The sequence below is a fragment of the Vreelandella profundi genome, from assembly GCF_019722725.1.
GTDB lineage: Bacteria > Pseudomonadota > Gammaproteobacteria > Pseudomonadales > Halomonadaceae > Vreelandella > Vreelandella profundi.
Genome location: NZ_CP077941.1, coordinates 2,676,163 through 2,702,650 on the forward strand (window position 1 = coordinate 2,676,163; position 26,488 = coordinate 2,702,650).

Annotated in this window: 27 protein-coding genes; 14 read left to right on the forward strand and 13 right to left on the reverse strand. The window is 53.3% G+C overall.

All coding sequences use genetic code 11. The features are described 5' to 3' along the window. Window positions 1–55 precede the first annotated feature (55 nt). Window positions 56–535: a MerR family transcriptional regulator gene (locus KUO20_RS12250; protein ID WP_235040135.1), complete on the forward strand. Its 480-nt coding sequence runs from the start codon at window positions 56–58 to the stop codon at window positions 533–535. A gap of 7 nt (window positions 536–542) precedes the next feature. On the opposite strand, the gene KUO20_RS12255 is transcribed toward KUO20_RS12250, so the two are convergent. From KUO20_RS12255 to KUO20_RS12285, 7 genes are all read right to left on the reverse strand, one after another. Then, window positions 543–1,319, reverse strand: a complete 777-nt coding sequence (locus KUO20_RS12255; protein ID WP_235040136.1) for a ZIP family metal transporter — start codon at window positions 1,317–1,319, stop codon at window positions 543–545. A 287-nt stretch (window positions 1,320–1,606) separates the two neighbouring features. Next, on the reverse strand, window positions 1,607–2,257 hold the full coding sequence (locus KUO20_RS12260; protein WP_235040137.1) for a peroxiredoxin: 651 nt from the start codon (window positions 2,255–2,257) through the stop codon (window positions 1,607–1,609). 240 nt (window positions 2,258–2,497) lie between these two features. Beyond that, the gene (locus tag KUO20_RS12265) at window positions 2,498–3,526 is read right to left on the reverse strand and encodes a CNNM domain-containing protein (protein ID WP_235040138.1); all 1,029 of its coding nucleotides are present in this window, start codon (window positions 3,524–3,526) and stop codon (window positions 2,498–2,500) included. 148 nt (window positions 3,527–3,674) lie between these two features. Further along, window positions 3,675–4,142, reverse strand: a complete 468-nt coding sequence (locus KUO20_RS12270) for an S-ribosylhomocysteine lyase (protein WP_096278431.1) — start codon at window positions 4,140–4,142, stop codon at window positions 3,675–3,677. Window positions 4,143–4,190: 48 nt separating this feature from the next. Next, window positions 4,191–4,538 carry a putative quinol monooxygenase gene (locus tag KUO20_RS12275; protein WP_235040139.1) on the reverse strand — a complete coding sequence of 116 codons (348 nt, stop codon included), beginning with the start codon at window positions 4,536–4,538 and terminating at the stop codon, window positions 4,191–4,193. Window positions 4,539–4,621: 83 nt separating this feature from the next. Continuing rightward, on the reverse strand, window positions 4,622–5,080 hold the full coding sequence (locus KUO20_RS12280; protein ID WP_235040140.1) for a DUF302 domain-containing protein: 459 nt from the start codon (window positions 5,078–5,080) through the stop codon (window positions 4,622–4,624). Window positions 5,081–5,093: 13 nt separating this feature from the next. Next, the gene (locus tag KUO20_RS12285) at window positions 5,094–5,771 is read right to left on the reverse strand and encodes a haloacid dehalogenase type II (protein WP_235040141.1); all 678 of its coding nucleotides are present in this window, start codon (window positions 5,769–5,771) and stop codon (window positions 5,094–5,096) included. Between the two features lie 169 nt (window positions 5,772–5,940). Here KUO20_RS12285 and KUO20_RS12290 point away from each other — a divergent pair, with 169 nt between their 5' ends. The 4 genes from KUO20_RS12290 to KUO20_RS12305 all read left to right on the forward strand — a co-directional run bounded on the left by KUO20_RS12290 (window position 5,941) and on the right by KUO20_RS12305 (window position 10,049). Beyond that, on the forward strand, window positions 5,941–6,189 hold the full coding sequence (locus tag KUO20_RS12290) for a response regulator (RefSeq protein ID WP_235040142.1): 249 nt from the start codon (window positions 5,941–5,943) through the stop codon (window positions 6,187–6,189). Window positions 6,190–6,395: 206 nt separating this feature from the next. Further along, window positions 6,396–6,638 (forward strand): winged helix-turn-helix domain-containing protein, encoded by a 243-nt coding sequence (locus KUO20_RS12295; protein WP_235040143.1) that lies wholly within the window; start codon window positions 6,396–6,398, stop codon window positions 6,636–6,638. A 59-nt stretch (window positions 6,639–6,697) separates the two neighbouring features. Next, window positions 6,698–7,993, forward strand: coding sequence for a sensor histidine kinase (locus KUO20_RS12300; RefSeq protein WP_235040144.1), 1,296 nt, complete (start codon window positions 6,698–6,700; stop codon window positions 7,991–7,993). Window positions 7,994–8,081: 88 nt separating this feature from the next. After that, the gene (locus tag KUO20_RS12305) at window positions 8,082–10,049 is read left to right on the forward strand and encodes a TonB-dependent receptor domain-containing protein (protein ID WP_235040145.1); all 1,968 of its coding nucleotides are present in this window, start codon (window positions 8,082–8,084) and stop codon (window positions 10,047–10,049) included. Between the two features lie 78 nt (window positions 10,050–10,127). On the opposite strand, the gene KUO20_RS12310 is transcribed toward KUO20_RS12305, so the two are convergent. The 5 genes from KUO20_RS12310 to doeA all read right to left on the reverse strand — a co-directional run bounded on the left by KUO20_RS12310 (window position 10,128) and on the right by doeA (window position 16,108). Continuing rightward, window positions 10,128–11,561, reverse strand: coding sequence for an aspartate aminotransferase family protein (locus tag KUO20_RS12310; protein WP_235040146.1), 1,434 nt, complete (start codon window positions 11,559–11,561; stop codon window positions 10,128–10,130). Window positions 11,562–11,632: 71 nt separating this feature from the next. Beyond that, the gene (locus tag KUO20_RS12315) at window positions 11,633–13,129 is read right to left on the reverse strand and encodes an NAD-dependent succinate-semialdehyde dehydrogenase (protein WP_235040147.1); all 1,497 of its coding nucleotides are present in this window, start codon (window positions 13,127–13,129) and stop codon (window positions 11,633–11,635) included. A 220-nt stretch (window positions 13,130–13,349) separates the two neighbouring features. Beyond that, complete coding sequence (locus KUO20_RS12320) at window positions 13,350–13,826, reverse strand: Lrp/AsnC family transcriptional regulator (protein ID WP_235040148.1); 477 nt, start codon at window positions 13,824–13,826, stop codon at window positions 13,350–13,352. 8 nt (window positions 13,827–13,834) lie between these two features. After that, window positions 13,835–14,851, reverse strand: coding sequence for a N(2)-acetyl-L-2,4-diaminobutanoate deacetylase DoeB (doeB, locus tag KUO20_RS12325; protein ID WP_235040149.1), 1,017 nt, complete (start codon window positions 14,849–14,851; stop codon window positions 13,835–13,837). A gap of 57 nt (window positions 14,852–14,908) precedes the next feature. Continuing rightward, complete coding sequence (gene doeA / locus KUO20_RS12330; RefSeq protein WP_235040150.1) at window positions 14,909–16,108, reverse strand: ectoine hydrolase DoeA; 1,200 nt, start codon at window positions 16,106–16,108, stop codon at window positions 14,909–14,911. Window positions 16,109–16,414: 306 nt separating this feature from the next. Here doeA and KUO20_RS12335 point away from each other — a divergent pair, with 306 nt between their 5' ends. The 3 genes from KUO20_RS12335 (at window position 16,415) to KUO20_RS12345 (ending at window position 19,101) form a co-directional block, all read left to right on the forward strand. Then, a complete protein-coding gene (locus tag KUO20_RS12335) occupies window positions 16,415–17,350 on the forward strand; it encodes a 2-hydroxyacid dehydrogenase (RefSeq protein WP_235040151.1) in 936 nt (311 codons plus the stop codon). A 92-nt stretch (window positions 17,351–17,442) separates the two neighbouring features. Then, entirely contained in the window at window positions 17,443–18,168 is a 726-nt protein-coding gene (locus KUO20_RS12340; RefSeq protein WP_235040152.1) for a hypothetical protein, read from the forward strand. After that, on the forward strand, window positions 18,169–19,101 hold the full coding sequence (locus KUO20_RS12345) for a LysO family transporter (RefSeq protein ID WP_235040153.1): 933 nt from the start codon (window positions 18,169–18,171) through the stop codon (window positions 19,099–19,101). Here the strand turns inward: KUO20_RS12345 and KUO20_RS12350 are convergent. Then, window positions 19,098–19,808 (reverse strand): transcriptional regulator NanR, encoded by a 711-nt coding sequence (locus KUO20_RS12350; protein WP_235040154.1) that lies wholly within the window; start codon window positions 19,806–19,808, stop codon window positions 19,098–19,100. The genes KUO20_RS12345 and KUO20_RS12350 overlap by 4 nt on opposite strands. A 235-nt stretch (window positions 19,809–20,043) precedes the next feature. On the opposite strand from KUO20_RS12350, the gene KUO20_RS12355 reads away from it, so the two are divergent. From KUO20_RS12355 to KUO20_RS12380, 6 genes are all read left to right on the forward strand, one after another. After that, complete coding sequence (locus KUO20_RS12355; RefSeq protein ID WP_235040155.1) at window positions 20,044–20,871, forward strand: phosphogluconate dehydrogenase C-terminal domain-containing protein; 828 nt, start codon at window positions 20,044–20,046, stop codon at window positions 20,869–20,871. A gap of 67 nt (window positions 20,872–20,938) precedes the next feature. Then, the gene (locus KUO20_RS12360; protein WP_235040156.1) at window positions 20,939–21,925 is read left to right on the forward strand and encodes a TRAP transporter substrate-binding protein; all 987 of its coding nucleotides are present in this window, start codon (window positions 20,939–20,941) and stop codon (window positions 21,923–21,925) included. Between the two features lie 65 nt (window positions 21,926–21,990). Further along, window positions 21,991–22,518, forward strand: a complete 528-nt coding sequence (locus KUO20_RS12365) for a TRAP transporter small permease (RefSeq protein ID WP_235040157.1) — start codon at window positions 21,991–21,993, stop codon at window positions 22,516–22,518. Next, the gene (locus KUO20_RS12370) at window positions 22,515–23,789 is read left to right on the forward strand and encodes a TRAP transporter large permease (protein ID WP_235040158.1); all 1,275 of its coding nucleotides are present in this window, start codon (window positions 22,515–22,517) and stop codon (window positions 23,787–23,789) included. The genes KUO20_RS12365 and KUO20_RS12370 overlap by 4 nt, the downstream gene beginning before the upstream one ends. Window positions 23,790–23,807: 18 nt before the next feature. Further along, a complete protein-coding gene (locus tag KUO20_RS12375; RefSeq protein ID WP_235040159.1) occupies window positions 23,808–25,076 on the forward strand; it encodes a ribulose-bisphosphate carboxylase large subunit family protein in 1,269 nt (422 codons plus the stop codon). Further along, window positions 25,073–26,410 (forward strand): four-carbon acid sugar kinase family protein, encoded by a 1,338-nt coding sequence (locus KUO20_RS12380; RefSeq protein ID WP_235040160.1) that lies wholly within the window; start codon window positions 25,073–25,075, stop codon window positions 26,408–26,410. Before KUO20_RS12375 ends, KUO20_RS12380 begins: the two co-directional genes overlap by 4 nt. The last annotated feature ends 78 nt before the right edge of the window (window positions 26,411–26,488 follow it).

The window sequence follows — 26,488 nt, forward strand, 5'->3', positions numbered from 1 at the left end:
TCCAGATTCGTCTATCTTAGAAGCGTAATACCTATAGCGACTAGAGGGTCAAGCAATGCGAGAGCAAAACTCACCGCCAGCGAACACAGAGCAATATATTGGTATTGGTGAGCTGGCACGCCAGTCAGGCTGCAAGCCCGAAACGGTGCGCTATTACGAAGGTATCGGGCTACTGCCTTCAGCGCCGCGCAATGCAGGCAACCAGCGCCGCTATACAGCCGCTGCTATCCGCCGGCTGACGTTTATTCGTCATGCCCGCGACTTTGGTTTTTCAGTTGAGGCGGTACGCGAGCTGCTGCACATGGCAGATCACCCCACCATGCCCTGCGAAGAGGTGGATACACTGGCAAAGCGTCACCTAGCCGAGGTTGAAGCGCGGCTCGCACGGCTGACCGCCGTACGTGATGAGCTCACACGCATGATCCATCAGTGCGAAGGAGGCAATATTGGCCATTGCCATATTATTGATGTACTCAGCGATCACCAGCTTTGCCACCACGCGGGGCCGCATGGCGGCGCAGATGCATTACGCTAGCGCTTAACTAGCCCAGCCATACATCCAAAAACAGCATAATGACGAGGCCCATCGCCAAGCCAAAGGTCGCTTTTTTCTGATGGCCGCAGCGGTGCGTTTCAGGAATGATTTCATGGCTGATGACGTACAGCATGGCGCCAGCGGCAAACGCCAGGCCCCAGGGCAACAGAATTTGAGAAACGCTGATGATGCTCGCGCCGAAAAGCCCGCCAATGGGCTCGATCAGACCGGTCAGCGCGGCAATTGACCAAGAGCGCCACTTTGAGTAACCCTCGCCCATTAAGGCCACCGCAACGGCGAGGCCTTCCGGCATGTTTTGAAGCCCAATGCCGATGGCCAGCGGCATGCCACCTTCCAGCCCATTGGCACCAAAACCAACCCCCACCGCCATACCTTCTGGCAAGTTATGGATAGTAATAGCGAATACAAACAGCCATACCCGACGCAGCGATGCAGCTTCTGGCCCTTCGCGACCTTGGGCAAAATGCTCGTGAGGTAAATGCTCGTTAAGCAGCGCGATGGCGCCCATACCGAGCAAGATAGCGATACAGACAATTCCCGCTGGCACCGGGCCGCCGGAATAATAAATTTCCGCAGCATCTAGCGCTGGAATAATCAGCGAGAAGAATGACGCTGCCAGCATCACACCCGCTGCAAACCCTAGCGCCAGGTCACGAAAGCCTCGGCTAGGCGTTTTACCAAGCAGCACCGGCAGTGCCCCGACGGCGGTTAACAGGCCAGCGACTAAGCTACCTAAAAATCCTAATAACAGCGTATTTTCCATGTAGATAGTTAGCCTAATGCAAGCAAAAAAAGTGCTGAAGAACGAAACGATTAACTAGCGGAGCGCCAATTTAACATATTCCCAGCCAGCCAAAGGCGATATGGACACTTCTTTATAACGCTGAATATAGGCAATGCCCGGTAGCCGCTTCCGACAGCACGTTAATCCATTAAAGAGTTAGGCCTATACCGTAAAAGAGTCGCTAGCAGGAAGCTGGCAACGTCAGTCAACGCTCTAAGGGCCGACTGACGCTGTTTCAATACGCTTGCGGAGAATAAGAGGCGGGATTAACGCAGGGTAGTCTTACGCAGATACGGCAGCACGGCGTTAAATTCGCCAAATTTCTGCTTGGCATCTTCATCCGAAACGCTCGGCGGAATAATGACATCTTGGCCCACGGTCCAGTCGGCAGGCGTTGCAATGCCATGTTTGGCCGTCGTTTGCAGTGCATCTAGCGCGCGAAGAATTTCTGCAAAATTACGCCCTACGGACATTGGATAAGTCATTGACAGTTTTAACTGCTTATCCGGGCCGATGATAAAGACCGAGCGCACGGTAGCGCTATCTGCCGGCGTACGGCCATCTGGCAAATAGGCTTCTGCTGGCAGCATATCGAACAGTTTGGAAACGTTCAGGCTATCGTCGGCGATGATCGGAAAGCCGACTTTACTGCCGCTGTAGGTCTCAATATCTGTTGCCCAGCGTTTATGGTCTTCAACGCCATCCACCGAGACACCGATTACTTTCGTGCCACGCTTTTCCCACTCAGCGCTTAGCTGCGCGACGGCGCCAAATTCGGTGGTGCACACCGGCGTAAAATCTTTAGGGTGCGAAAACAAAATCGCCCAGCTGTCGCCAATCCACTCATGAAAGCTGATCGGGCCTTGGCTAGTGTCCGCTTTAAAATCGGGGACAACGGCATTGATACGTAATGACATGCGCTACTCCTTAGTAGATCTTAGCTTAGGGGGTATTTAGCACCTTAATTCTTTATAGATCTTTCAACACACCTAATATAGAACATTTAGCGCTAAGACAGTCAATATCTTTACAAGGTTCCTGATGTTGTCGACTAGCGCACATACCTAGGCTTTAAATCACCGTATCCAGCATAGAAAAACGGTGCTCTAAAGCACCGTCATTAAAAACACCACACACTTAAATATCTGTTTATTTAGCTATTTTTTACTTTTATCTTCAGTTTTAATGCGTTTTAGCCAGCGCTGCTTGGCGTACTGGCGCAGGTTATCGACGTGGTCGGTCTCATCCACAATGTCCCGGCCTAGGATCGTTTCAATAATATCCTCTAAGGTTATCAAGCCTACAAAAGTACCGTGCTCATCGTAGACCACGCGCATGTGCAGGTGATCTTTCAACATTGATGTAAATACTTGCTCTACGTTCTGCGATACATCCACGCTGCCAATCGGGTGCATCAGTTCACGCATGGTTTTAGCGTCATCGGCATGATACATGTCTGATTTATGCACATAGCCAAACGCCTGCTCGCCGTTATCCATCACCGGGAAACGTGTAAATGGCGCTTTACCATACTGCTCGTCAAACACTTCAACCGTCATGTTCGGCGGCACCGTTTGGCACACCGTGCGCGGGGTCATGGCCTTGTTTACAACAATATCGTGCAAGTTAAGCACATTAATAATGGTGCGCGACTCGTCCGCATCCAGTACCTTTTCTTCAAGACCCACCCGGGCCAGCACTTTAATTTCATCGCGCAAATCAACGTCGTGCTCAGACTTACCTAACCGTCGCGTGATCTGCTCTGACATCCAAATAAAAGGTAGCAGCCCCAAAATCATCGGCTTCAGTAAGCGTGGCAGAAACGGGGATAAACCGCGCCAGTACGTTGCACCGATAGTCTTGGGAATAATTTCCGAGAGAATCAAAATCAGCATCGTCATCACCGCCGAGACAATAGCGATAGACGATTCACCAAACACAATTGCCGCCTGAGCACCCACCGCCGTTGCACCCACGGTATGGGCAATCGTATTGAGCGTCAAAATAGCCGCCAGAGGCCGATCAATATTGGTTTTAAGCTTCGTCAGTGAGGCGTGTAACTTTGGCTTCTCTTCTTTTAGCTTTGCAATATAGCTTGGCGTAATAGAGAGCAGCGCTGCTTCGAGGATAGAACACAGAAAAGAGAGGGCAATCGAAAGCGTGGCAATCGAGATCAGGAGGAACATGGGGGCCTAAAGTGAGGGGTTGTCTGGCGTTTATAAGACCAACATATTAGGAAGTCAACGATTATTTAAACAGCAGGTACTCCGCCGTGCGTAAGCAAGAAAAACGCCTCCGCAAGGAAGGCGCTCGGTTTGCATGATCAGCCGCTGATCAAGCAAACACTTCGGTCCATTCGCTGCGCTTGGCCAGCAGGTTGCGCGCAAGCTCCTGGGCACCTTCTAAGCTATGGCTGGCGGCCCAGCCACACTGCATTTCGTTGCAGGCGGGGACGTCGGTAGCGACGAGCACATCGTTCAATGTTTGTTCGATGATGGCCAGCACGCCGTCGTAATCGTCATGATTAATCATCGCGATGTAAAAGCCGGTTTGGCAGCCCATGGGGCTGATATCGACCACTTTATCAGTGTGATTGCGTGATAACTCTGCCATTAAGTGCTCAAGAGAGTGCAGCGCGGGCATCTCCATATGCTCTTTATTAGGCTGGCAGATCCGTAAATCGTATTTGTGGATGCGGTCGCCGTTCTGGCCTTCTTTGATATCCGCTAGTCGCACATACGGGGCTTTCACCTTGGTGTGATCCAGGTTAAAGCTCTCGACGTTCATCTTTTTCTCAGTCATCTTGGCTCCTTTTCAGCGTTGCTGTTAGGCCTAATCTAAACGCTAGAATTACACTTTCGGTGCGTCAAAATTCAAGGGTTCATCGGTGTAGACACACACGTTAGCATCTTCAATATCGCCATCCGGCGATTCAACGTGCTTAGCAAAGAAATCTTGAACTTCTTTACGCTGGCAGTGGGCTTCAAACTCTTCACGGCTGGCCCAGATTTCATGAAAAACAATCGGGTAGCCAGTGCCTTGAGCGAAGGGATTATCGATCTGACGGGTCACCGTGTAGTGAATGCAGGCGTCTTCACGGTGCGCGTTCGGCTCTAGTGACTGAAGCGCTTTAAATACCGCTTCTTCTTTGCCCGGCTTAGGCCTGAAGCCAGCAACGCAGTAAATTTTCTCTGACATGTTCGTATCCTTAATAGTTAAGCGCGCATCATTATGCGCTGCCGTGTGCCTAGTTGACAGCCACATGGCAGCATACGGCGAGATTACTGTGCTGCGCTTTCCGCTATCTCCCGCAGCACATCGGCCACATTATCTAGCGGTAGATCGCACTCCTCTAAGCCATGCCGCTCAGCCAAATAGTGCGGATCGTTCCACTCTAAACGTATACCTTCTTCCGTTTCACGAACGACCATTTTTTGCGGCAGATCCAGCGCGACGCTGCCTTGGCACTGCATCATGGGAGTGCCCGCGTTTGGATTGCCAAATATAAACGTAGAGGTAGGTGCCAATTCTAAATCATTATTAGCCGCGTTTTTGGCATGATCCACCGTTGCCATTAGGCTCAAGCCTTTTTCATCCAGGGCGGCATTAAGCTGCTCAATCACCGTGTCGAAACTAGACTCACTCATCACGTGCTCTATACCATTTTCACTTGTAGCAAATACCGGCTGACTTAACAGACCACACACTGCTGCCATACCAAACATGATCGAAAAACGCATAACGTCTCCTTAACTATTTAATTAAACGATCAGCCAGTGCTTCTAAATCAGTGACCGTCATATCGGGCTCTATGCCCCATGGATCGAAAGGCGCATCAGAGCTGCGGCGGACCCAGGCACTGCGTAACCCCGCATGGGTGGCCCCAATCACGTCAAACGGATTGCTGGAAACCAGCCACGTTTGCTCGGGCCTCGTTTCTAAGCGGCTACGCAAATGCGAATACACGGCGGGGTCGGGCTTAAAGCGCTTCACCTCATCGGCACTAATGACATCATCCATATGGCTCTCAACGCCCGCGCGGGTCAGCAGTTTGGACACGGCGTCTGCGGTGCCGTTCGAAAACGCCACGCAGCGGATGCCCGCATCGCGAAGTTGATCCAGCGCTGGCACTACATCGTCGAAAGCGGGCAACTCTCCATAGACGGCCATGAGATGATCGTGGTCATTGTCAGAAAGGCCGGTATGCAGCGCACGATCAACGAACACTAGCGCTTCGCGCGTACATTCGGAGAACGGCACGTAGGCACCCATCAAGCCATGTCGAAAGCTGTATTCAAGCTGTTTATCGCGCCAGCGGCGAGCAAATTCCACTGCCTTCGTCGCATCCATCAGGCGCTCTTCTAGCTCAGCGACGACCCCTTGAGTATCGATCAGCGTTCCGTACACATCAAAAGCCAAAACTGGTTGCATGGTTCTATACTCCATTGACGGGGCATTGATCACTGTACATAAGCGTAGTGTGATGCGCAGAAACCTCAAATTAACGCGTCAATTATCCATTAGAAACGAGTGGGACACTTTCCAATGCAAAACAAAACGATTATTATTAACGTTTAAACACTGATCAATATCGCTTGATATGAACTCACCTATACCGCACATCTTGCTCATTGATGACGACCCCATCTTGGGCGAACAACTAAGCAGCCTTTTAAGACAGCAAGGTTACCGTACAACGCATCACTTAGACGGTGAAAGCGGCCTTGCTTTCATTCGCAGCGGCCACGCGGTGCATTTACTGTTACTGGATGTGCACTTACCGGGTATGGATGGCCTTTCAGTCCTCGCTGAACTGCGCCAACAAGCAGCATTACCGGTATTATATTAAGCGCGCGCGGTGCCGAGGAAGAGCGCATTAGTGGATTACAAAACGGCGCAGACGACTACTTAGCCAAACCCTTTAATTCGCTAGAATTATTGCTACGTATCGAAGCCTTACTTCGGCGCACAGCCTATCTGCTCTTTGCTCCTATTCACACCACGCAGCTAATACTTGATTCCCTTTCACTGAATAGTGTTACCGCGGAAATCACAGTGTCTGACCAACCCGTTGAACTAACGCCCTTACAATTTCGCCTGCTATGGATACTGGTTAGCCATCGCGGCCAAATATTAAGCAAATCATATCTTTACCATACGCTCTTTCAGCGTGAATACAGTCTGTATGACCGTAGCTTAGATATGCACGTCAGTCGCATTCGTCGCAAGCTAAGCGTCGTTGGTTTTGACGCCTTGCGCTTACGCACCCAGCACGGCAAGGGATACTGCTTGCAATGAAGCGCCAGCGATTAATGTGGCGACTTTGTGGTTTAGTCGTATTAGGAGGCATAGCCCTCGTGCTCAGCACGTCGCTGCTTGAGAAGTGGGCTGAGCGCCAGATGAGCGTCATAGCAGCCCAGCATCAGCGCACTCTTAGTGGATGGGGCACCCAGGCGGAAGCACTTTACTCTGCGGGCGATAGCCAAGCATTGGCCGATTGGCTGGAAGAATTACAGCAACAAGAAAATACGTGGGCAGCGGTAGTTACTTCCGATGTTACGCCGATTGCCGGCAGTACATTATCCACACAGTTTCAAGAAGGCTATCGCTTGGGGCGGATGATCGAGTGGCCTATACACCTGTATTTTCCCGCCAATCCGATTATGGATATCACCTTTGCTGGCGGTCACCGGCACTTTTTAATCACCCTTCCCCAGCGGATGCGACCCGGCAGTCATTTAAACAAGATAATCTGGCTGGTCAACGGCCTGATCCCCCTGCTCACGCTACTGGCTATCGGCTGGCTGCTTTATCGCCATATTATCGCCCCTCTGCATTACTTACGAGACGCCACCCAAGCATTGGCCGATGGCAGGCCGCACCTAACGCCGAGCGCAGCACGACGTGATGATGAGCTAGGTGATCTAGTGGCCAGTTTTGATGGCATGGCGCTGAAAACCAGGGATACGATTGCTAGCCAGAAACAGCTGCTTACTGACCTTTCCCATGAAATACGTGCCCCATTAACACGCTTGAGCCTCTCGATCAGTCAGATGAAAGCATCCCGCTCCCCACCTGATCAATTAGCGCGATTGGAACAAGAAAGCCTGCAGATGAGTCGTTTGGTCAACGACGCGCTTACCCTGGCTTGGCTAAGCCACACATCACCTACTCTCGACAGCGATGCCTTTGATCTCGTTGACCTAATTGATGCACTCATTGACGACGTTCGTTTTGAGTACCCCCACCATCAGTGGGAACTTGCTCTACCGGAGAATGCCAGCATTGCCCATTCCAGCCAGCGAGCACTCGGTCAAGCGCTGGAAAACCTACTGCGCAACGCATGTCATTACTCGGGCTCAGCAGGAACGCTTTATCTATCACTTAGCCAACAAGTAAAAACGTATACGCTCATACTGCGCGATAACGGCCCTGGCGTACCAGAAGAGCTGCTTGACCGCCTGTTTGTACCCTTTTATCGCTCGGCGGATGCTCGGCAGGTGCGCCCTGAAGGTACCGGATTAGGTCTAGCGCTTGCCCGCCGGCAAATTAGCGCAGTACGAGGCGAGATCATCACTGGCAACCATATGCACGGAGGGCTTCAGCACACTATTACGCTACCCACTGGCATAGGGGATCATCGCCATTTGTAACAATTGTAAAACTAGTAGTCAGAAACAAGTTTTCAAACGAGAATAATAATCAAATAGAAAAATATCTCATGGGAGCTTCCAATCTACTATGCAACATACCTTGCACCACGCCGCCCGTTTTTTACGCCAACCGCTGAGCATCAGCATTGCTACGCTAATGAGCACAACCGTCCTGGCCCAATCCAGTGCGCCGTTAGACACCCTTCAGGTAATAGCCGAGTCTCTCAATAACAGCGATAGCGTAGTCGAGGAGGAAACTCTTGAGCGTTACCAAGCCGATGATCTTGGTGATATTTTTGATCAAGATCCGCAGGTCAATGTCGGTGGGGCGCTAGGCATAGCCCAAAAACTTTATGTACGTGGCGTCGAAGACCCCTTACTGAATGTCACGATTGATGGTGCCTCGCAAAGCGGTAGCCTGTTTCACCACACTGGACGGCTAGGCGTTGATCCTGCCCTGCTAAAACGTGTAGAAGTAAGCTCAGGCGCGGGTCGCGCTACAGAAGGTCCCGGTGCATTAGGCGGCAGCGTACGCTTTGTTACGAAGGATCCAGATGACCTTCTTCGCGATGGAGAGCGTTTTGGTGGATTAATCTCAACGGGCACGGGCACCAACCCAGAAGGCTACCGAGTAAGCACCACGCTGTTCGGTCGTATCAATGATCAGTGGAGCGCCATGGGCACTCTGGTGAAACGCGATCAGCAACGTTTCGAAGACGGCAACGGCGTTGCCCAAGCAGGTACCGATGCCCAACAGCAGCTTGGCCAACTTAAGCTGCTGGGTGACTTTGATGCCCAGCGTTTTTCGCTAAGCCATGAAGTGCGCCAGGATGAAGGAACACGCGCCCAGCGCCCACAGTGGACGGTAAGCGATTTTAACCGCCTGTATACATTAGATGCCGAGCGCCAAACGACCACCTTGAACTACCGGCTACGCCCTCAGAATCAATCGTGGCTTGACCTTGAAGCCACGCTTTATCACACCACCGCAGAGGTGGAGCAAAACGTAGCCGACCGCTGGGGACGTTACTTTGGTGAGTCTGAAACCACTGGCGTTACGGTCGCTAATACTTCCCGTCTAGGCGCACATCAAATTACTTACGGCGTTGACTACCGCGACGACGAAGTGAACGCTGGCAACGAGGAAAACCCCGCGCAAGAACGCGAAAGTGGCGGTATTGCCGGTGTATTTGTGCAAGACAGCATTGACCTCACTGACGTCTTACGACTCAGCGCTGGCGCGCGCTATGATCGCTACAGGCTGACCGATAACAGCGGCCTTTCCTACCGAGAAGACGATGTAAGCCCTAACATTGACGTCGAGTGGGACGTCACCGATAGCATTATGCTAACGGCAGGTCACGCTAGAGCTTTCCGTGGTCCGAAAGCCCACGATGCCTTTAAGCTAGAAGGCGCAAGCAATGCACTCGATTTACGTGGCGAGCAGGCCCGCAATAGCGAAATTGGTGCACAGTTTGAGCAGGGCCCCTGGCTGCTGAGCGCGGAGCTCTACCATTCGACCATTGAAGACGTGATTGCCGACCCGTTGGGCCGCCCAACCGTATATCAAAACGTTGGCGATCTAAAATCTGAAGGCTTTTTGCTAAGCGCTCACTATCAATGGCAAGCACTGTCGGCAGGACTTAGCTTCCATCATAACGATATCGAGATAAACGGTCAGCCACTCACGGTTTACGAATACAACGGGCTAGGCAATACCATTGGCGATACCTGGACGGCGAACGTGGATTATCAAATTAACCCTGACTGGCAAGTAGGCTGGCGAGGCCAGTTCGTCGAAGGTATCGATGCACTAGAAACCTCCGTAGGCACTATCAGCAAACCAGGTTATGGGATCCATGACGCCTACGTCCGCTGGCTACCCACCAGCAATGAAGATCTTGCGATCACACTCACCGCCAACAACTTGTTTGATAAGCAGTATTTAGATCATGCCAGCAACGCTAGCTACGAACATATTGCCGGCTATGAAGGTATTGTGGGTCTATCCGACCCTGGTCGTGATGTACGTGTAGGCGTCAGCCTACGCTTCTAACGCTAGACGCTTAAGCAAGAGACAACAGTGCCCGCTTTATAAAGCGGGCACTGTTCGTATGTAAAACGCTATCAATCATTAAACTGTAAACGCAGCTTCTTGCTTGCCGGTTTTAAGATCACCCGAGCGCGTAAGCTCATCGGTAACGCGGTCGATGGCGCGCTTGGCACGACCAATCATCTCGTCTACTTCGCCACGGTTAATGGTGAGCGGCGGTGCAAAGCCGAGAATATCCCCTTGCGGCATCGCCCGCGCTATCAGGTTCTCTTCCATGGCTGCAGCGGCAACGCGAGGGCCAACTTTGAGCGCTGGCTCGAAATGCAGACGCTGGCCAGCATCCGGCGAGAACTCAAGCGCCGCCATTAGACCAACGCCACGCACGTCACCCAGCAAGGGGTGGCCTTCAAAGTTAGCTTTTAGCTGCTGCTGAAAATAAGCACCGGTTTCAGCGGCGTTACCCACCAAATTCTCACGCTCGATGATATCCAGGTTGGCAAGTGCCGCTGCACAGCCTAGCGCATGGCCCGAGTAGGTCCAGCCGTGGCCGATAGGGCCGTATTCGCCGGTGCCTTGCTCAAGCACTTGCCACACTTTTTCACCGACAATCACTCCGGAAAGCGGTTGATAGGCGCTGGTCAAGCCCTTAGCGATGGTGACGAGATCCGGCTTCATATTGTAGTGATGGCTGCCAAAGTCAGAGCCCGTGCGGCCAAAGCCACACACCACTTCATCGGCAATCAACAGCACGTCGTACTTATTCAGCACGGTTTGAATCGCATCCCAATAGCCTTCCGGCGGCGGCACAATGCCCCCAGTGCCCAGTACCGGCTCGCCGATAAAGGCGGCGACGGTATTCGGGCCTTCTTCCAGAATCATCGCTTCTAGCTTGTCAGCACAGTAGGCTGAAAACTCTAGCTCCGTCATGCCGTGCTGTTCGGCGGCGCGCAGGTAGTAATGCGGCGCTTCGGTGTGTCGAATTGTATCAATCGGCAGATCGAAGTGATCATGAAACGCCTTCAGGCCGGTCAACGAACCCGATGCGATACCCGAACCATGGTAGCCACGCATCCGCGAGATGACTTTTTTCTTCTGCGGGCGGCCCAATACGTTGTTGTAGTAACGGACAATTTTAAGCTGGGTTTCGTTGGCATCGCTTCCGGACATGCCGTAGTAAACCTTGGACATGTTCATGCCCGCGATTTTAATAATGCGCTCGGAAAGCTCGATCTGCGGCTCGTTAGAGTGGCCCACGTAGGTGTGATAGTAAGAGAGCTCTAAAGCCTGCTTATAGATCGCTTCGGCAACTTCGGTGCGCCCATAGCCAATGTTCACGCAGTAGAGGCCCGCAAAGCCGTCGATAAACTCGCGGCCATCTTTATCGACAATATTGATGCCTTTACCGCCGGTAATCACACGGCCCGGCAAATCACCGTGAGCGAAATCACGCAGGTGGGTAGAGGCGTGGAAGGTAACTTTACGATCGCGTTCGATTAAATCCTGATGCAAGCTCATAGCGTTCTCTCTATACGGTAGGCCTCCCCGCATGACGGGGAGGATGTTTTAAATTAGTTTCAACTTGGTGACTAGCTGCCAGACACTGAACCCAGCGCGCCCAGGCAGTAATATTTCGTTTCCAGATATTCATCGATACCCGTGGCGCCACCTTCGCGCCCTAGGCCTGACTGTTTTACGCCGCCAAAGGGCACCGGCGGGCCGGTCATTTTTACTGAATTAACGCTGACCATGCCGTACTCCAGCGCCCGCATCAGCTTCCATATACGGCGGATATCATGGGTGTAGACATAGGCGGCAAGCCCGTACTCAGTGTCGTTGGCCATCTCAATGACTTCATCGTCCGTGCTGTAGGCGGTAATGCCTGCCACGGGGGCAAAGTTTTCTTCCCGCCACACCTTCATCTTCGCCGTGACGCCGGTTAACAGTACCGGCATAAAGAAGTTTTCGCCGGGCGCTTTGCTTTGATCACCGCCGATCATGGTGGCGCCTTTAGACACAGCGTCGTCAACAATCGCAGCGGCTTTTTCCACCGCCTGGCGATGAATCAGCGGGCCAAGATCTATCTCGCCGTGCAGGCCATTGCCCACGGTGAGTGCCGCCATGCGCTGAGCGAACTGTTCGACGAACTCGTCATGGATCGACTCATGCACCAGAATGCGATTGGCCGCTAAACAGTCCTGGCCTGCCGTTTGGAACTTGGCATCAATCGCCGCGTAGGCAGCCTGCTTTGGGTCCATATCCGGACCCACGATAAACGGCGCGTTGCCACCCAGCTCCAAAGAAAGCCGCTTAACGGTGTGAGCACTCTGCTCGATCAACAGCCGCCCTACTCGAGTGGAACCGGTGAATGAGAGTGCCCGAATACGTGACTCGGCGCAGAGGATTTTCGAGACTTCCGCAGGATCACCCAGTACGACGTTAAAAATGCCGGCCGGAATCCCCGCGCGCTCAGCAAGCTCCGCCAACGCCAGGGCCGAGAACGGCGTTTCATTGGCAGGTTTGACGATCACAGGGCAGCCGGCCGCCAGCGCCGCCGCGGCTTTACGCGTAATCATCGCCAGCGGAAAATTCCAGGGAGTAATCATCGCCACGATGCCGACAGGCTCCTTAATAGTGCCCAACGATGCATTAGGAATATGGCTAGGAATGGTTTCACCGTAGGTGCGCTTGCCCTCTTCAGCGAACCAGCGCACAAAGCTTGCGCCGTACTCCACCTCACCGCGAGCATCGGGCAAAGGCTTGCCCTGCTCCAGCGTCATGATGGTGGCAAGGTCTTCACGATTGGCTTGAATCAGATCATACCAAGCTAGCAAACGCTCGCAGCGCTCATCGGCACGTAGCGCCCGCCACTGCACGAAAGCAGCGTCCGCAGCATCAACAGCGGCCGTAATCTGCTCGGCTTCAAGCAATGGGATATGGCCAATAATGTCATTGGTAGCAGGGTCATACACCGCTTCTTCCCGACCGCCTTCGCCGTGGGTCCATTTACCGTTCACATAGGCGTACTGCCGAAACAGCCGCGGATCTTCCAGACGCTTGGCAAGCGTGGTCGATAGTGTGGTCATGGAAACCTCTCCTCATGCAGCCTGGCTAACCGAGCGCTGCAATAGCTGTGTGGCATTTTTAGCAAGCGCTTATAAGCCTTGCCATCGAATGCATACAGATTAAAGGAGAGTAGCCGCGAAGTGTTTTTGAAAACCAGGGCTTATCACGTGACTTTTTTTGTCAGCGGGCGCTTAACAGTGGTTTTTTTTGGTGGCTCACAATACACATTAAGCGGTTTTATTAAATGACACCGTCAGTATCAATTCCAATAGGGGCGTGCTTAACGGTTTTGGTCACAATGTACGTAAAGTAGCGTTCGATACCGGCTTCGGAGACTAGCCACTTATCCATCAGCCGCTGGTAGCTATCGATGGTTCGGGCTTCAAACTTCACTAAGTAATCCACACCGCCCCCGACCGCCACGCATTCCGTGACGTCGGGCGTCTCCATTACCAGCGCTTCAAAGCGGGCAAAGCTCTCAGCGTTATGCTGTTTCAATTCGATCTGCACCCATACCGGGTTGCGAGGCCCCTGCACCTCGCTATTGATACGTGCGCTGTAGCCTTCAATAATGCCAGCCTTCTCAAGGCGCTTTACGCGTTCCCAGCAGGGGCTGATCGAGAGATTAATCGCCTCGGCCAGCTTCGACTTTGTGATTCGCCCGTCGCGGGAGAGAATATCGAGAATTTTTAGATCAAAACGGTCAAGTTTCATCATGCCGAGCGTTACGCCTCCAGGCGTTCAACAACATCGGCAATCACCGCCAGGGTGTCCCCCATATTGATTAACGAAGGCGCACGGCGTGCCATCAAGATACCGTCACGCTCCGCTTTGTAAGCAACCGGCTCAGTGCCGCTGCGAGTCATATCGTATACGTAAGCAATCGTTTGACCTTTCTTAACGTCATCCCCTAATGCGGCCAACAGCTCTAACACGCCGGAGTGCTGGCTCTGTACGTAGCAGCTAGCATCAGGCATATCCAGATAGATCTGCCCTTCTGCCGGCATCTCAACCTCGCCCTCTACCAAACCATAGTGGATTAAGAAATTACGCACGCCGCGCTCGGCAATCGCAATGCTTAGGGGCGTAGAGGTACCGCCGCCGCCTAGCTCCGTGGCCACAAACACTTTGCCTTGTCGCTCGCAGGCGGTGTCGAAAAGTTTTTCCGCATCCAGCTCAAACATCACCATGGCGTAGAGGGCGCCAAAGGCTTTTGCGCCTTCCAAAGCGGACTGCTGCTGCGCCTTATTATCCAGCACGTGAGAGGCGCCAAACGGCAGAATATCCAGTGTGCGGCCGCCGGAATGCAGGTCAAGCACGACGTCGGCCATCGGTACAAGCACGCGCGTGAAGTAGTCAGCAATTTGCGGCGTCACGCTGCCGTTAGGGTCGCCGGGAAAGCTGCGGTTAAGATTACCCTTATCCATCGGGGATGTGCGCTTACCCGCCATCACCGCGGGCGTGTTCATACACGGAACGATAATCACGCGCCCCGTTACGTCTTGCGCCTGTAACGATGAAGAGAGCTTCAGCAGCGAGGTAATGCCTTCGTACTCATCGCCGTGGTTGCCGCCGGTCAGCAGCGCCGTCGGACCTTCGCCATTTTTCACCACAGTGATGGGGATCATCACCGCACCCCAGGCCGACTCATCGGTAGAGATCGGCAGCTTTAAAAAACCGTGCTGCACGCCATCGGCATCAAAATCAACGGTGGCGGCAATAGGGCTGGGTCGCATCGTCATGAAACATTCCTTTATGTGGCGGGCTACGCTTTACTTAAACGCGACGCTCATTAATAACTACTTCACAAATAGCTGGCGCGGAAAATTGGCCAGCGTTTCACAACCATCGTCGGTAATTAAAATACTCTCGGTAATTTCTAGACCCCAGTCTTCTACCCAAAGCCCTGGCATAAAGTGAAACGTCATGCCGGGCTGCAGGATAGTGTCATCTGAAGGGCGCAGGCTCATGGTGCGCTCGCCCCAATCAGGCGGATACGAGATGCCGATGGGATAACCACAGCGGGCGCCGCCGCGGTCAAAGCCATATTTGTCCATCGCAGCCCCCAGCGCCATGGCGATATCCGCGGTGCGGTTACCCGGCTTGGCGACGGCAAGGCCTTTCTCAATGCCTTCCAGCAAAGCCGATTCAGCGCGGATAAAATCGGTGGGCGGCGTGCCCAGAAATACCGTCCGTGACATAGGCGCGTGGTAGCGTTTAAACACCCCAGCAATCTCGAAGAAGGTGCCTTCGCCTTTACGAAACGGCGTGTCATCCCAGGTTAAATGAGGAGCCGCGGCGTCTTTGCCGGTGGGCAGCATGGGAACAATGGCGGGATAATCACCGCCAAATACTTTGCCGTTTTCATCCACAAAGCCTTCAATGCCGACGCGATAAATCTCTGACACCAGCTTGCTCTTAGGCAGGCCGGGCTCGATGACTTCTAAAATACGTGAGTGCATGCCTTCCACAATCTTGGCGGCAATGCGCATGTAAGCCACTTCCTGGGGCGACTTTATCGCTCGGCACCAGTTCACCAGTGCGTTGGCATCCATAAAACGCGCGTGGGGCAGCTCCTTGAGCAGGCTTAAGTAGGCTTTGGCGGAGAAGTAGTAGTTATCCATCTCCATACCTACCACGCCCAGGTGCCATCCACGATCAGGCATGATCGACTGCGCCAAATACTCCATAGGATGCATATCCGGATTTTGTACATAGTAATCCGGGTAATAGGTAATATTGTCAGGATCGATCCAGCAGGTCCGCAGGGCGCCGTTGGCATCCATGCGACGCCCGAACCATACAGGCTCGCCCTCAAGGCCCACCAGTACACACTGATGCACATAAAACGACCAGCCGTCGTAGCCGGTCAGCCAAGCCATATTGGAAGGGTCACTGACGATTAATACGTCAATACCACGACTTGCCATTTCGGCGCGCACTTTCCACAGGCGACTAGCGTACTCTTCGCGCGTGAAAGGCAGGGAAACCTGAGTCATCGGGCAACTCGCCATTAAAGATCACCAAGAACCAGCGCTGAGCCTAAAAGGCATGCAACACTGAGCCACATGATCGACCTGACGACCGCCGCAGCAGCCCCGCCAATGTCGTCTTGACCCGATACTAGCACCGACCCTTGGTTGGCGGTCAAAGGCTTTATGACAAAAAGTGCATATGGCCGCACTATTCGCTCTATGCACACTCTTCGGACTAAGCGCACTCTTCAGACTCAGCAAGCTTGCAACGGTATTGATCGCTCACCATGATAGCCTGAGTCATCACAGTATTAGTTAACGGGAGACGAGATGAAAATTGTCGTACACATTGATGAGGCAGCGCAGTGGCAGGCAGCCCTTTCTGAAGCTTTACCCCACGCCACTGTGCTAACCAGCGCGGCACCAGAAAATGAACGCAAAAACGCTGACTATCTGGCCATTTGGAAAGCGCCCGCTCATTTACTGCAAGAGCAGACCCGACTCAAAGGCATCATTAATTTAGGCGCGGGAGTGGATCACCTGCTCAAAACGCCCGGGCTTCCCAGCAACGTACCGATTGTAAAACTTCGTGATGCCGGCATGGGCGATCTGATCGCGGACTATGCGCTGTATGGCGTGCTGCATTTCTATCGCAGCATGGACCGCTACGCAGTGCAGCAGCAAAGCGCCACGTGGCAACCTCAAGGTGTCGTAGAAAAATCCCAGTGGCCGGTGGGAGTATTAGGCCTCGGCGCGATTGGCAGCTTCGTGGCCAGCGCGCTGCAGCAGGCCGGATTCCCGGTATTAGGCTGGAGTCGCTCGCCCAAAAAAATCAGCGGCGTGCACTGTTTTCACGACGATGACGGGCTAACTGAACTGCTGGGTCAGGTGCAAACTCTGATCACTATTTTGCCTGACACCGCCGCCACGCAAAACATTCTCAACGCCGAACGACTGGCCCTGCTGCCCAAAGGGGCCAGCATTATTAACCCCGGCCGCGGCAGCTTGATTGATGAACAGGCGCTGCTCAAAGCGCTGGGGCACGCTGACCAGCCGGGCCATATTCGGGGTGCGCTCCTGGACGTTTTCCACGAAGAGCCGCTGCCCGCCAACAATCCGCTCTGGCAGCATCCTAAGGTTATCGTCACGCCCCATATGGCCGGCCCTACGCCGCTCAACGATGCCATCGACCAAGTGATCTCCTATTTAAATGCCTTTGAAGCGGGCGATCACCTTGCAACGGTTAATCCTGACGCGGGCTACTGACGCAAGCTCCCAGCCCCGATATACTGGTGCGCGATGAACCAAGTACTGGCGAAAGGCTCTTAAGGCGGTACGTTTTTTTGGAGGAAGGGTCTTTGGTCAATGTCTTAGCACGACCCGCTGCCAAACGATTGGCAGGCGCGGCACTCAGCCTTATTGGGCTTTTTTCAAGCACTGTGACACTAGCGGAAAGCGAGCCTACGTTTAAGGATCCGCAGCCCTTTGAAGCCCAGTACCGGCTTGAAGTTCGCGGTTGGCCTGGCGCCACCATTACGCATCGGCTATCTAACGAAGGTAGTCATTGGTTAAGCGATATGCGCTTTTCGATTACCGTTGTGCGCGGCCAAGAGCTCAGTCGCTTTTCACTTCGCGACGACACCGCTCACCCACTGCTTTACAGCAGCAGTTATTCCCTGCTGGGCGTGGGCGATAGCTACCAGCTAAGCGAAAGTGAGATACCCACTTTGGACCGTCAAACAGCGCTGTTTGATCTCTCACGACGGGCGGGTCACGAAAACTGCACCGAAAGCACGCTCTGCGAGATTGAGTTTGTTGATCACAAAGGGCGCGATGAGCATTTTCAGTACTATGTTGAGAAGCAGCTCATTACCGATCCTACTAGCATGGGATTGCCTGACGGTGAGTTTGAGGCACTTGAAGTTTCGCTGATTGATATTGAGAAGCCTGATCGCCTTCTAAAGCTGCGTTTTCATCCCGACTGGCCCGGGCTGATTCTCTCAGCCGTATATCAAAAAGAGGGTAGCCGCGAAACACAGCTAACGTTAACTAACTTCAATCCAAACGGGGGCACAGCACCCTAAATGCTTTCGGGTTTACTGATTGTTTTACTCCCGCTGGTGCTGGGCTACCTGGTGCCGGTGCGTTCTGCCCGCGTACAGAATCAGATAAACCGGGCCGTTAGCGGCTCGGTTTATCTGATTCTGCTGTTTATGGGCATTAGCCTGGCGGGCCTTGAAAACCTCACCAGCCAGCTTTCTCGCTTAGGTGGCAACGCGCTGCTGCTGTTTAGCATTACCACGCTATTTAACCTATCGGCGCTTTGGTGGCTATCGCAGCGCCTGCGTCTGCATACCGCTAATTCACCGGTGGTAAAAAATGCCCCCGCCAGCAAGCTGGCGGCTATGCAGGGCTCGCTATTGCTGGTCGCGGTGGTGGCAGGCGGCGTTATTGCTGGTCTATTAGCAGGCCCCTACGTTGGCGAAACGCTGTTCAACACCACCGATCTACTCGCCGAATGGGTGCTCTATTTACTGCTGGTATTGATTGGCTGCCAACTGCGCAATTCCGGCATGCCGCTAAAACAAATACTGCTTAACAAGATGGGGCTTGCGATTGCCGTCACGCTGGCACTCAGCTCATTGCTAGCCGGTTTAGTTGCCGCCCCGCTGCTGTCGCTGAGCTGGAATGAAGGCCTTGCCATGGCATCAGGTTTTGGCTGGTATTCGCTTTCCGCCATTCTTATCGGCGACCAGCTAGGCCCGCTGATGGGCGGCGTAGCGTTTTTCAACGACCTCACTCGCGAGCTTCTCGCCTTTATCTTGATTCCACTGGTGATTCATCGCCACACCGCACTTGCTATCGGCTACGGCGGCGCCACCTCGATGGATTTCACGCTGCCCGTGATCCAGCAGCACGGCGGCGTCGCCTGCGTGCCTATTGCCGTGGTCAGTGGCTTTATCCTCTCGCTGCTTTCACCACCGCTTATTCTGTTTTTTCTTTCGCTGTCGAGTTAGCTGTTCAAGCAGTAGAGCAGACGTGCGCGCTCCAGATGCTTACGCATTTCCTCAACGGCCGCATCCCCGTCTCTCTGCTCGATACAGTCAAGAATTCTGGCATGCTCTCGCAGGGTAATATCTTCATTACCCTCCCAGTGTAAAAAACTTGCGTGGAAACGCGCTAGCCAGCCCAACATGGCCTGACTGGTAGCCATGAAAATCGGGTTTTGGGTAATGCCTGCAATAGCGGTATGAAAGGCCATATCAGCCTCGATAAAGGCCTGCGCGTTTTGATTTAAATGGCCGCGTTGCTTCTCCAGCAGCTCACGTAAATGTGTAATGTCGGCGGCAGATGCTTGACGTGCGGCTTTCTCCACCATGCCAAGCTCAAAAAATGTACGCGCCTCTTTCAGTTGTTCAAGCGACTGTGACGAGCTAGCGAGCATGTGACGGGCGGTCAAATCGATCTGTGAAATCAATCCCATGGCGGTAGGCTGCAGCACTTTTGGCCGTTGGCCGTGATTAATTTCAACTAGCCCTATTCGCTCCAGCGTCTGCATCGCCTCACGAATTGCCGGCCTCCCCACGCCATAACTATCCATTAGTTCTCGCTCGGAAGGCAGCGTATCGCCAGCGGTATACTGCCCCGCTTCAATCATTTCATACAGTCGATCAAACACCTCATCTGACAGCTTGCGCCGAGTAATTTTAGGAGCTGGTTGCACGTTTATCTCTCCCTAGTAAGCCAAACGGTGGCTTGGTTATCCAATGAGCGCCTGCAGTCTAGCGCTGCCGTGCATTAAATATTGCCAAATAGACGCAAATACGACTAAAGCAGCGTTTGACATACTGCTATAGATATTATGTCATCATACCAGTTGACGAGCAATCAGCACCTTCCTTTTTAAACTCGTCCAACCACTTGGCTAACGCCATATCACCTCTTCATTGGAGTTTGCTATGACCAACATTGCCCTTATCGGCGCAGGCGGAAAAATGGGTTACCGCCTGTCGAGCAACTTAAAACAGTCAGATTACACCGTCAGCCATGTGGAATTGAGTGACGCTGGTCGCCAGCGCCTATCAGAAGGACTGGGGATCAGTTGCATCGATGCCAACCAAGCTGTGCCCGATGCTCAGGTAGTGATACTAGCAGTTCCAGACACCCTAGTGGGTCGCGTTGCTGAAGAGCTATCGCCACTGATGGCCAGCGGCACCATGGTCATTACACTAGATGCCGCCGCCCCTTTTGCTGGCCACCTGCCTAACCGTGACGATTTGGTCTATTTCGTGACGCACCCTTGCCACCCACCGATCTTCAATGATGAAACAGACCTAGATGCCAAGCGCGACTACTTTGGCGGAGCCAAGGCTAAGCAGCACATTGTCAATGCGCTAATGCAGGGACCTGAAGAGCTCTACCCACTGGGCGAAGCGATCGCTAAAACTATCTACGCACCGGTTGTTCGCTCACATCGTGTCACGGTCGAACAGATGGCACTGCTTGAGCCTGGCCTTTCGGAAACGGTATGCGCCACGTTGCTGGTGGTCATGCGGGAAGCAATGGACGAAGTCGTCGCCCGCGGCGTTGATCAGCAGTGCGCACGTGACTTTTTGCTGGGCCACATGAATATTCTCGCTGCCGTTATTTTCGATGAGCAGCCCGGCGTTTTCTCTGATGCCTGCAACAAGGCCATTGAAAATGGTAAACCGCAATTGATGCGCGATGATTGGAAACGCGTATTTGAACCTGAAGAAATTGCCGAAAGCATTCGCCGTATCACCTAATCCAGTTTGCCTAACGCCGCTCAAGCATCAGCACACCAACACTAATTACAAAAATTTGGAGTATAAGATGACGACCTTTCGCCTCCACAAAATATCCACGGCCATCACCGCGGCCCTTGCTCTAGCCGCTAGCGCGTCGGCGTATGCGGTACAAGAGATGAACCTTGCGTTCACTCCGCCGCTCAACTCACATTATGGCGAAGCCGGTCAAGCGTTTGCTGATGAGATCGACCGGCTTAGCGATGGAGAGTTTAAAATCAACCTGCGTCCCGCCAGCGCCCTGGGCGGTGAACGAGACGTTCTGGAAGGGCTGCAAATCGGCTCTGTCGAGCTGACACTGACCTCAACGGGCCCTATCGGCAATTTCGTACCTTCTGTTTACGCTCTCGATTTTCCGTTTCTGTTTCGCGATTACGATCACGCCCACAAAGTACTTGATGGCGAGATTGGCCAGTCGTTGTTGGAGGAGTTTGAAGACGAAGGCTTGATTGGTCTGGCGTGGGCCGAAAACGGCTTTCGGCACCTGACCAATAGCGTGCGACCGGTTGAAAAACCTGAAGATATGGAAGGCATGAAGATCCGCACTATGGAAAATCAGGTGCATCTTGAAACCTTCAAGGCGCTAGGCGCTGCACCAACGCCTATCTCCTGGACAGAAGTCATCACCGCTCTTCAGCAGGGCACCATCGACGGCCAGGAAAACCCGATTCCCATTCTAACGGTTAACAGCATGTGGGAGATTCAGGACTACCTGACGCTCACAGGTCATGTTTACTCCCCCACAGCATTGGTGATGTCGAAAATATATTGGGACGACCTCAATGAAGAGCAGCAGGGCTGGTTTCGTCAAGCCGCACAGGTAGCTGCCCAAACCTCTCGGGATGCCGTCCAGCGCATTGAAGCGGAAGGTGTGGAGCTACTGCGTAGTAATGGCATGGAAGTCGTCACCGAGATTGATTACGAGCAGTTCCGAGAAGCTGTTGAGCCTGCCTACGAGCGCTATGCCGAGCAGTATGGTAGTGAGCTTCTGGAGCGTATTCGCGCAACTGAATGAGTAGCCCTCTGCTGCGTGCCTTCTCACGGGGAGGCACTTTTTCTCCGACGATGAGGTTGTCGCTTATGTTGTCGTTTCTGAACACCCTAACTCAGGGCCTCATTAAGCTCGCCCATAATCTTGCCGCGCTCCTTCTCGCACTGGCAGTCGCACTAGTTGCGTACCAGGTGTTTACTCGCTTTATTCTCGGCGACCCGGCCGCCTGGTCAGAAATCCTGGCACGCGGTTTCATCATCTGGAGCGTTTTTCTGGTCAGCGCAGCTGCATTTTGGTACGGCGCCATGATCTCTATTGATCTTTTCCTGGATCGCCTCCCGCCGCGCTTACGTATTTTTGGCCAGCGTCTGGTATGTACTGCGGTACTAACACTGCTGACGATTCTGGTCTGGCAAGGCTATCTGATTACGCTGCGTGTTTCTGGTCAGCAAATAGCCATGCTTGCAATTCCCATGTCATGGTTTTATGCCGCGATACCCACTGGCTGTGCCGTCGCCATCGTCGCAGTGGTCGCACGCCAGCTCTGCGCCGAATATCAGCATCATCACCAACACCGCGCACAGCCTATCCGCACTGATGCAGGAGAAACGCTATGAATCTGGCGATCGGCTCAGCGTTGATCGCGCTGTTTGCCCTGTCGATACCTATTGCGGTTGCCATCGCCTTAACCGCAGTAATTGGTCTTTACTTCTTCAGCGGCGTGCCGCTTCTGGTCGTTCCCCAGCGTATGTTCGTGGGTCTGGATAGCTTTCCACTAATGGCGGTACCGTTCTTCATTTTAGCTGGCCACATTATGAGCAATGGCGGTATTGCCACCCGCATGGTTGAGTTTGCCCGCTCACTAGTGGGCGGAATTCAGGGTGGCTTAGCCTGTACCTGCGTGGTGACCTGCATGATGTTTGCAGCCATCTCAGGCTCCAGCGTGGCAACTACTTTTGCGATTGGTGCCATTTTGATTCCTGCGATGGTAGCGAGGGGCTATCCGGCGCCTATGGCCGCCTCTATACAGGCATCATCGGCTGAGCTGGGCATTATCATCCCTCCGTCCGTGCCATTGATTCTCTACGGTGTCAGCACAGAAACCTCTATTACTCAGTTATTTCTTGCTGGTTTCGGGCCAGGCCTGTTAATCGGTCTCGCGCTGATACTGATGGTCATCATTTGGTGTCGCATCAAAGGCTACGGCACTCAGGATGGCGATTTACGCTCGCCCGCCTGGCCCGCCTTCAAGAGAGCCTTTCTTGCTCTATTGATGCCGGTGATTATTATCGGCGGCATCTACGGTGGCATCTTTACTCCGACAGAGGCCTCGGCGATTGCCGTTTTGTACGGGCTATTTCTAGGAATGGTGGTGTACCGAACCATAAAGCCTGGCGACCTGCCGCGTATTTTTCGCGAGAGTGCTCTTTCTGCAGGATCGATCATGCTAATTATCGCCGCGGCCTCCATTCTCAGCTTTGTGATTGGACGTTCAGGAATAGCCAGTGATATTGGTGCCTGGGCACAGAGCACATTTGATAATCGCTACACCTTCCTTTTGGCGATCAACATGTTGCTATTACTGGTTGGCATGTTTATCGAGACTTCTGCGGCTATTTTAATTCTTGCTCCCATCTTGGCTCCGATCGCTATTGGTTTCGGCATCGACCCCGTGCACTTTGGGATCGTGATCGTGGTGAATTTGGCCTTGGGTATGTTCACTCCGCCATTGGGAGTCAATTTATTTGCAGCAGCCCAGGTCGCTAAACTGCCCGTTGAGCAACTGTTTCGCTTTTTGCTTCCTCCGGTATTTACCATGATCACCTGCCTGATGCTGATTACCTACGTACCGATGATTTCGCTCTTTTTACGCGACCTTCTGTTTTGATCTGCCGGAGCTTTACTAATGAGCACACGCATTTACGCCCACTACATGATTGAAACGCCTTACAACGTTGAACATGCCGCAAACGTGATGGCAGGAGAGCAGTCGTCAGGAACTTTCACCCGCCTTGCCAACGAAACCGATGCCTTACGTGAAGCTCATGGTGCAATCGTCGAGAGTATCGAGATGTTGGACGCGGTCGATACCCCCTCGCTACCCATGCGCAACGATCTAGCCCCTCAAGGTCATACCCTTTTTCAACGCGCTCGGGTAAAGCTCTCATGGCCGCTGAAAAATATGGGGCCTTCACTGCCGAACCTGGTTTCGACCGTGGCTGGCAACCTATTTGAGCTGAAAGAATTTTCTGCGTTGAAGTTACTCGATATCGAGTTGCCCGATTCCTTCGCGAATGCCTACTCCGGCCCCCAGTTCGGAATAACCGGTACACGGCAACTCTCCGGCATTTCCAGCGGCCCTATGATCGGGACTATTATTAAACCCAGCGTGGGCCTCTCCGCCGCTGAAACTGCCGATATGGTGGAGCAACTGGTGATGGGAGGCATTGATTTCATCAAGGACGATGAGCTACAGGCCAACGGGCCCCATAACCCGCTGCGGGCACGTGTCGATGCCGTCATGCCAATCATCAACGCCCATGCAGAACGTACCGGCAAAAAGGTTATGTACGCCTTCAATATCAGTGGCGATATCGACGAAATGCGCGCCCAGCACGACTATGTGGTGGCTGCAGGTGGCACCTGTGTCATGGTGGCAGTTAACAGCGTAGGTTTAGCAGGTGTGGCATACCTCCGCCGTCATTGCGAAGTGGCCCTGCATGGCCATCGTGCAGGCTGGGGCATGTTCAGCCGATCTCCACATGTAGGAATGGCGTTCACGGCCTACCATAAATTATGGCGGTTAGCGGGGATCGATCATATCCATGTGAATGGCTTGCGCAATAAGTTTAGTGAAGAGGACGATAGTGTCATTACGAGTGCTCGCGCCTGCCAAACGCCCATGTTCGAGAGCCCGACAGCTGGCTATCAGATCATGCCGGTGTTCTCTTCAGGACAAAGCGCTGCCCAAGTCGGGGATACTTATCAAGCGCTCGGAAATAGCGACCTTATTTACTGCTGCGGTGGCGGCATTATGGCGCATCCTGGTGGAATTGCAGGCGGAGTAGCCAGCCTGCGCCAAGCATGGCAAGCAGCCATTGCGGACATTCCCATGGCGGCCTATGCCCGTGAACATCGCGAACTTGCCCAAGCCATTGAGACTTTTGGCTTATGAGCACATCTCTACTTCTCTCCTACTATGGCGATGACCTCACAGGCTCTACAGATGTGATGGAAGCATTGAGCCTGCACGGCGTAAAAACAGTGCTTTTTCTGGCTCCCCCCACGGCGCTACAGCTGGCTCCTTTCGCCGACTATACTGCCGTAGGTTTGGCGGGCACTAGCCGCAGTGAATCTCCCGAATGGATGGAGACTCATCTGCATAGTGCGCTCACATGGTTGAAATCTCTAGGTGCCACGATTTGCCACTATAAGGTGTGTTCAACGTTCGACAGCGCCCCCACAATTGGCAGCATCGGCAAAGCGCTGGAAATAGGAAAATCGCTATTCGAGCAGCGCTCGGTGCCTCTGGCAGTTGGAGCACCACAGCTCAAACGCTACACCGTATTTGGACAACATTTCGCTGCCTTCGATGGCGAAGTACATCGAATCGATCGCCATCCTGTGATGTGCAGGCATCCGGTAACACCTATGGCAGAAGCAGACTTGAGGCATCATCTAGCGCAACAGACTCTGCTCTCCATCGGTTTAGTCGATGTTCTTTGTCTCGACTCAGCCGATACCGATATTCGCGTCGATCAGCTCATGCACGAAAATGACGTAATGTTATTTGATACGCTGACCCACGAGCAACAGGCTGAGGTTGGTACACAGCTTTGGCGAACGAGCTCCCCTAAAGGAAGCTTCGTGGTGGGCTCTTCTGCCGTGGAGTACTCTCTTGTAAGCACGTGGCGTCGACAGATGTTGATCCCCGAAAACCCGCCGCGTTTCTCTTCACCTGGGGCGGTTGAGCAGTTAGCAGTAGTATCCGGTAGTTGCTCAGAAGTGACGGCTCGGCAAATTCGCAGCGCAGAAGCCAATGGCTTTCACGTAATTGCCATCGATGTCGTCCAACTGATTGATGAACTTACACATGCGCAGACCATGTGCCTTGCCCAGGAATCCGCTAATGAGGCGCTCAGTCAAGGCAAAAGCGTCATTGTATATACCGCAATGGGCCCCAGCAGCGATGCAGAGGCCGTGCATCAGGCAGGCGAAAAGGCGCGCCACCTTATTGGCCGTTCGCTGGGCCAACTATTACGCCAGATGGTGGACGCGCACGGGCTTCAGCGCGTAGTGATCGCAGGTGGTGATACATCAAGTCATGCTCTCAACCAGCTTGCGGTACATGCTTTGACCACACGCCTGCCTCTACCGGAAACGCCGGGATCTCCACTCTGCACTGCCCATAGCGACCTCCCAGCGTTCGACGGATTGGAGGTTGCCTTGAAAGGCGGTCAGATAGGCAGCGAAAACTATTTCATGTCAATTCGTGATGGAGTCGCCTAGATCTTTGATCACAATAGTGTTGCCGCGCCCTGAATTCGGTAGGATTAGCATCATCTTTCTTACCATCATCCAGGAAGC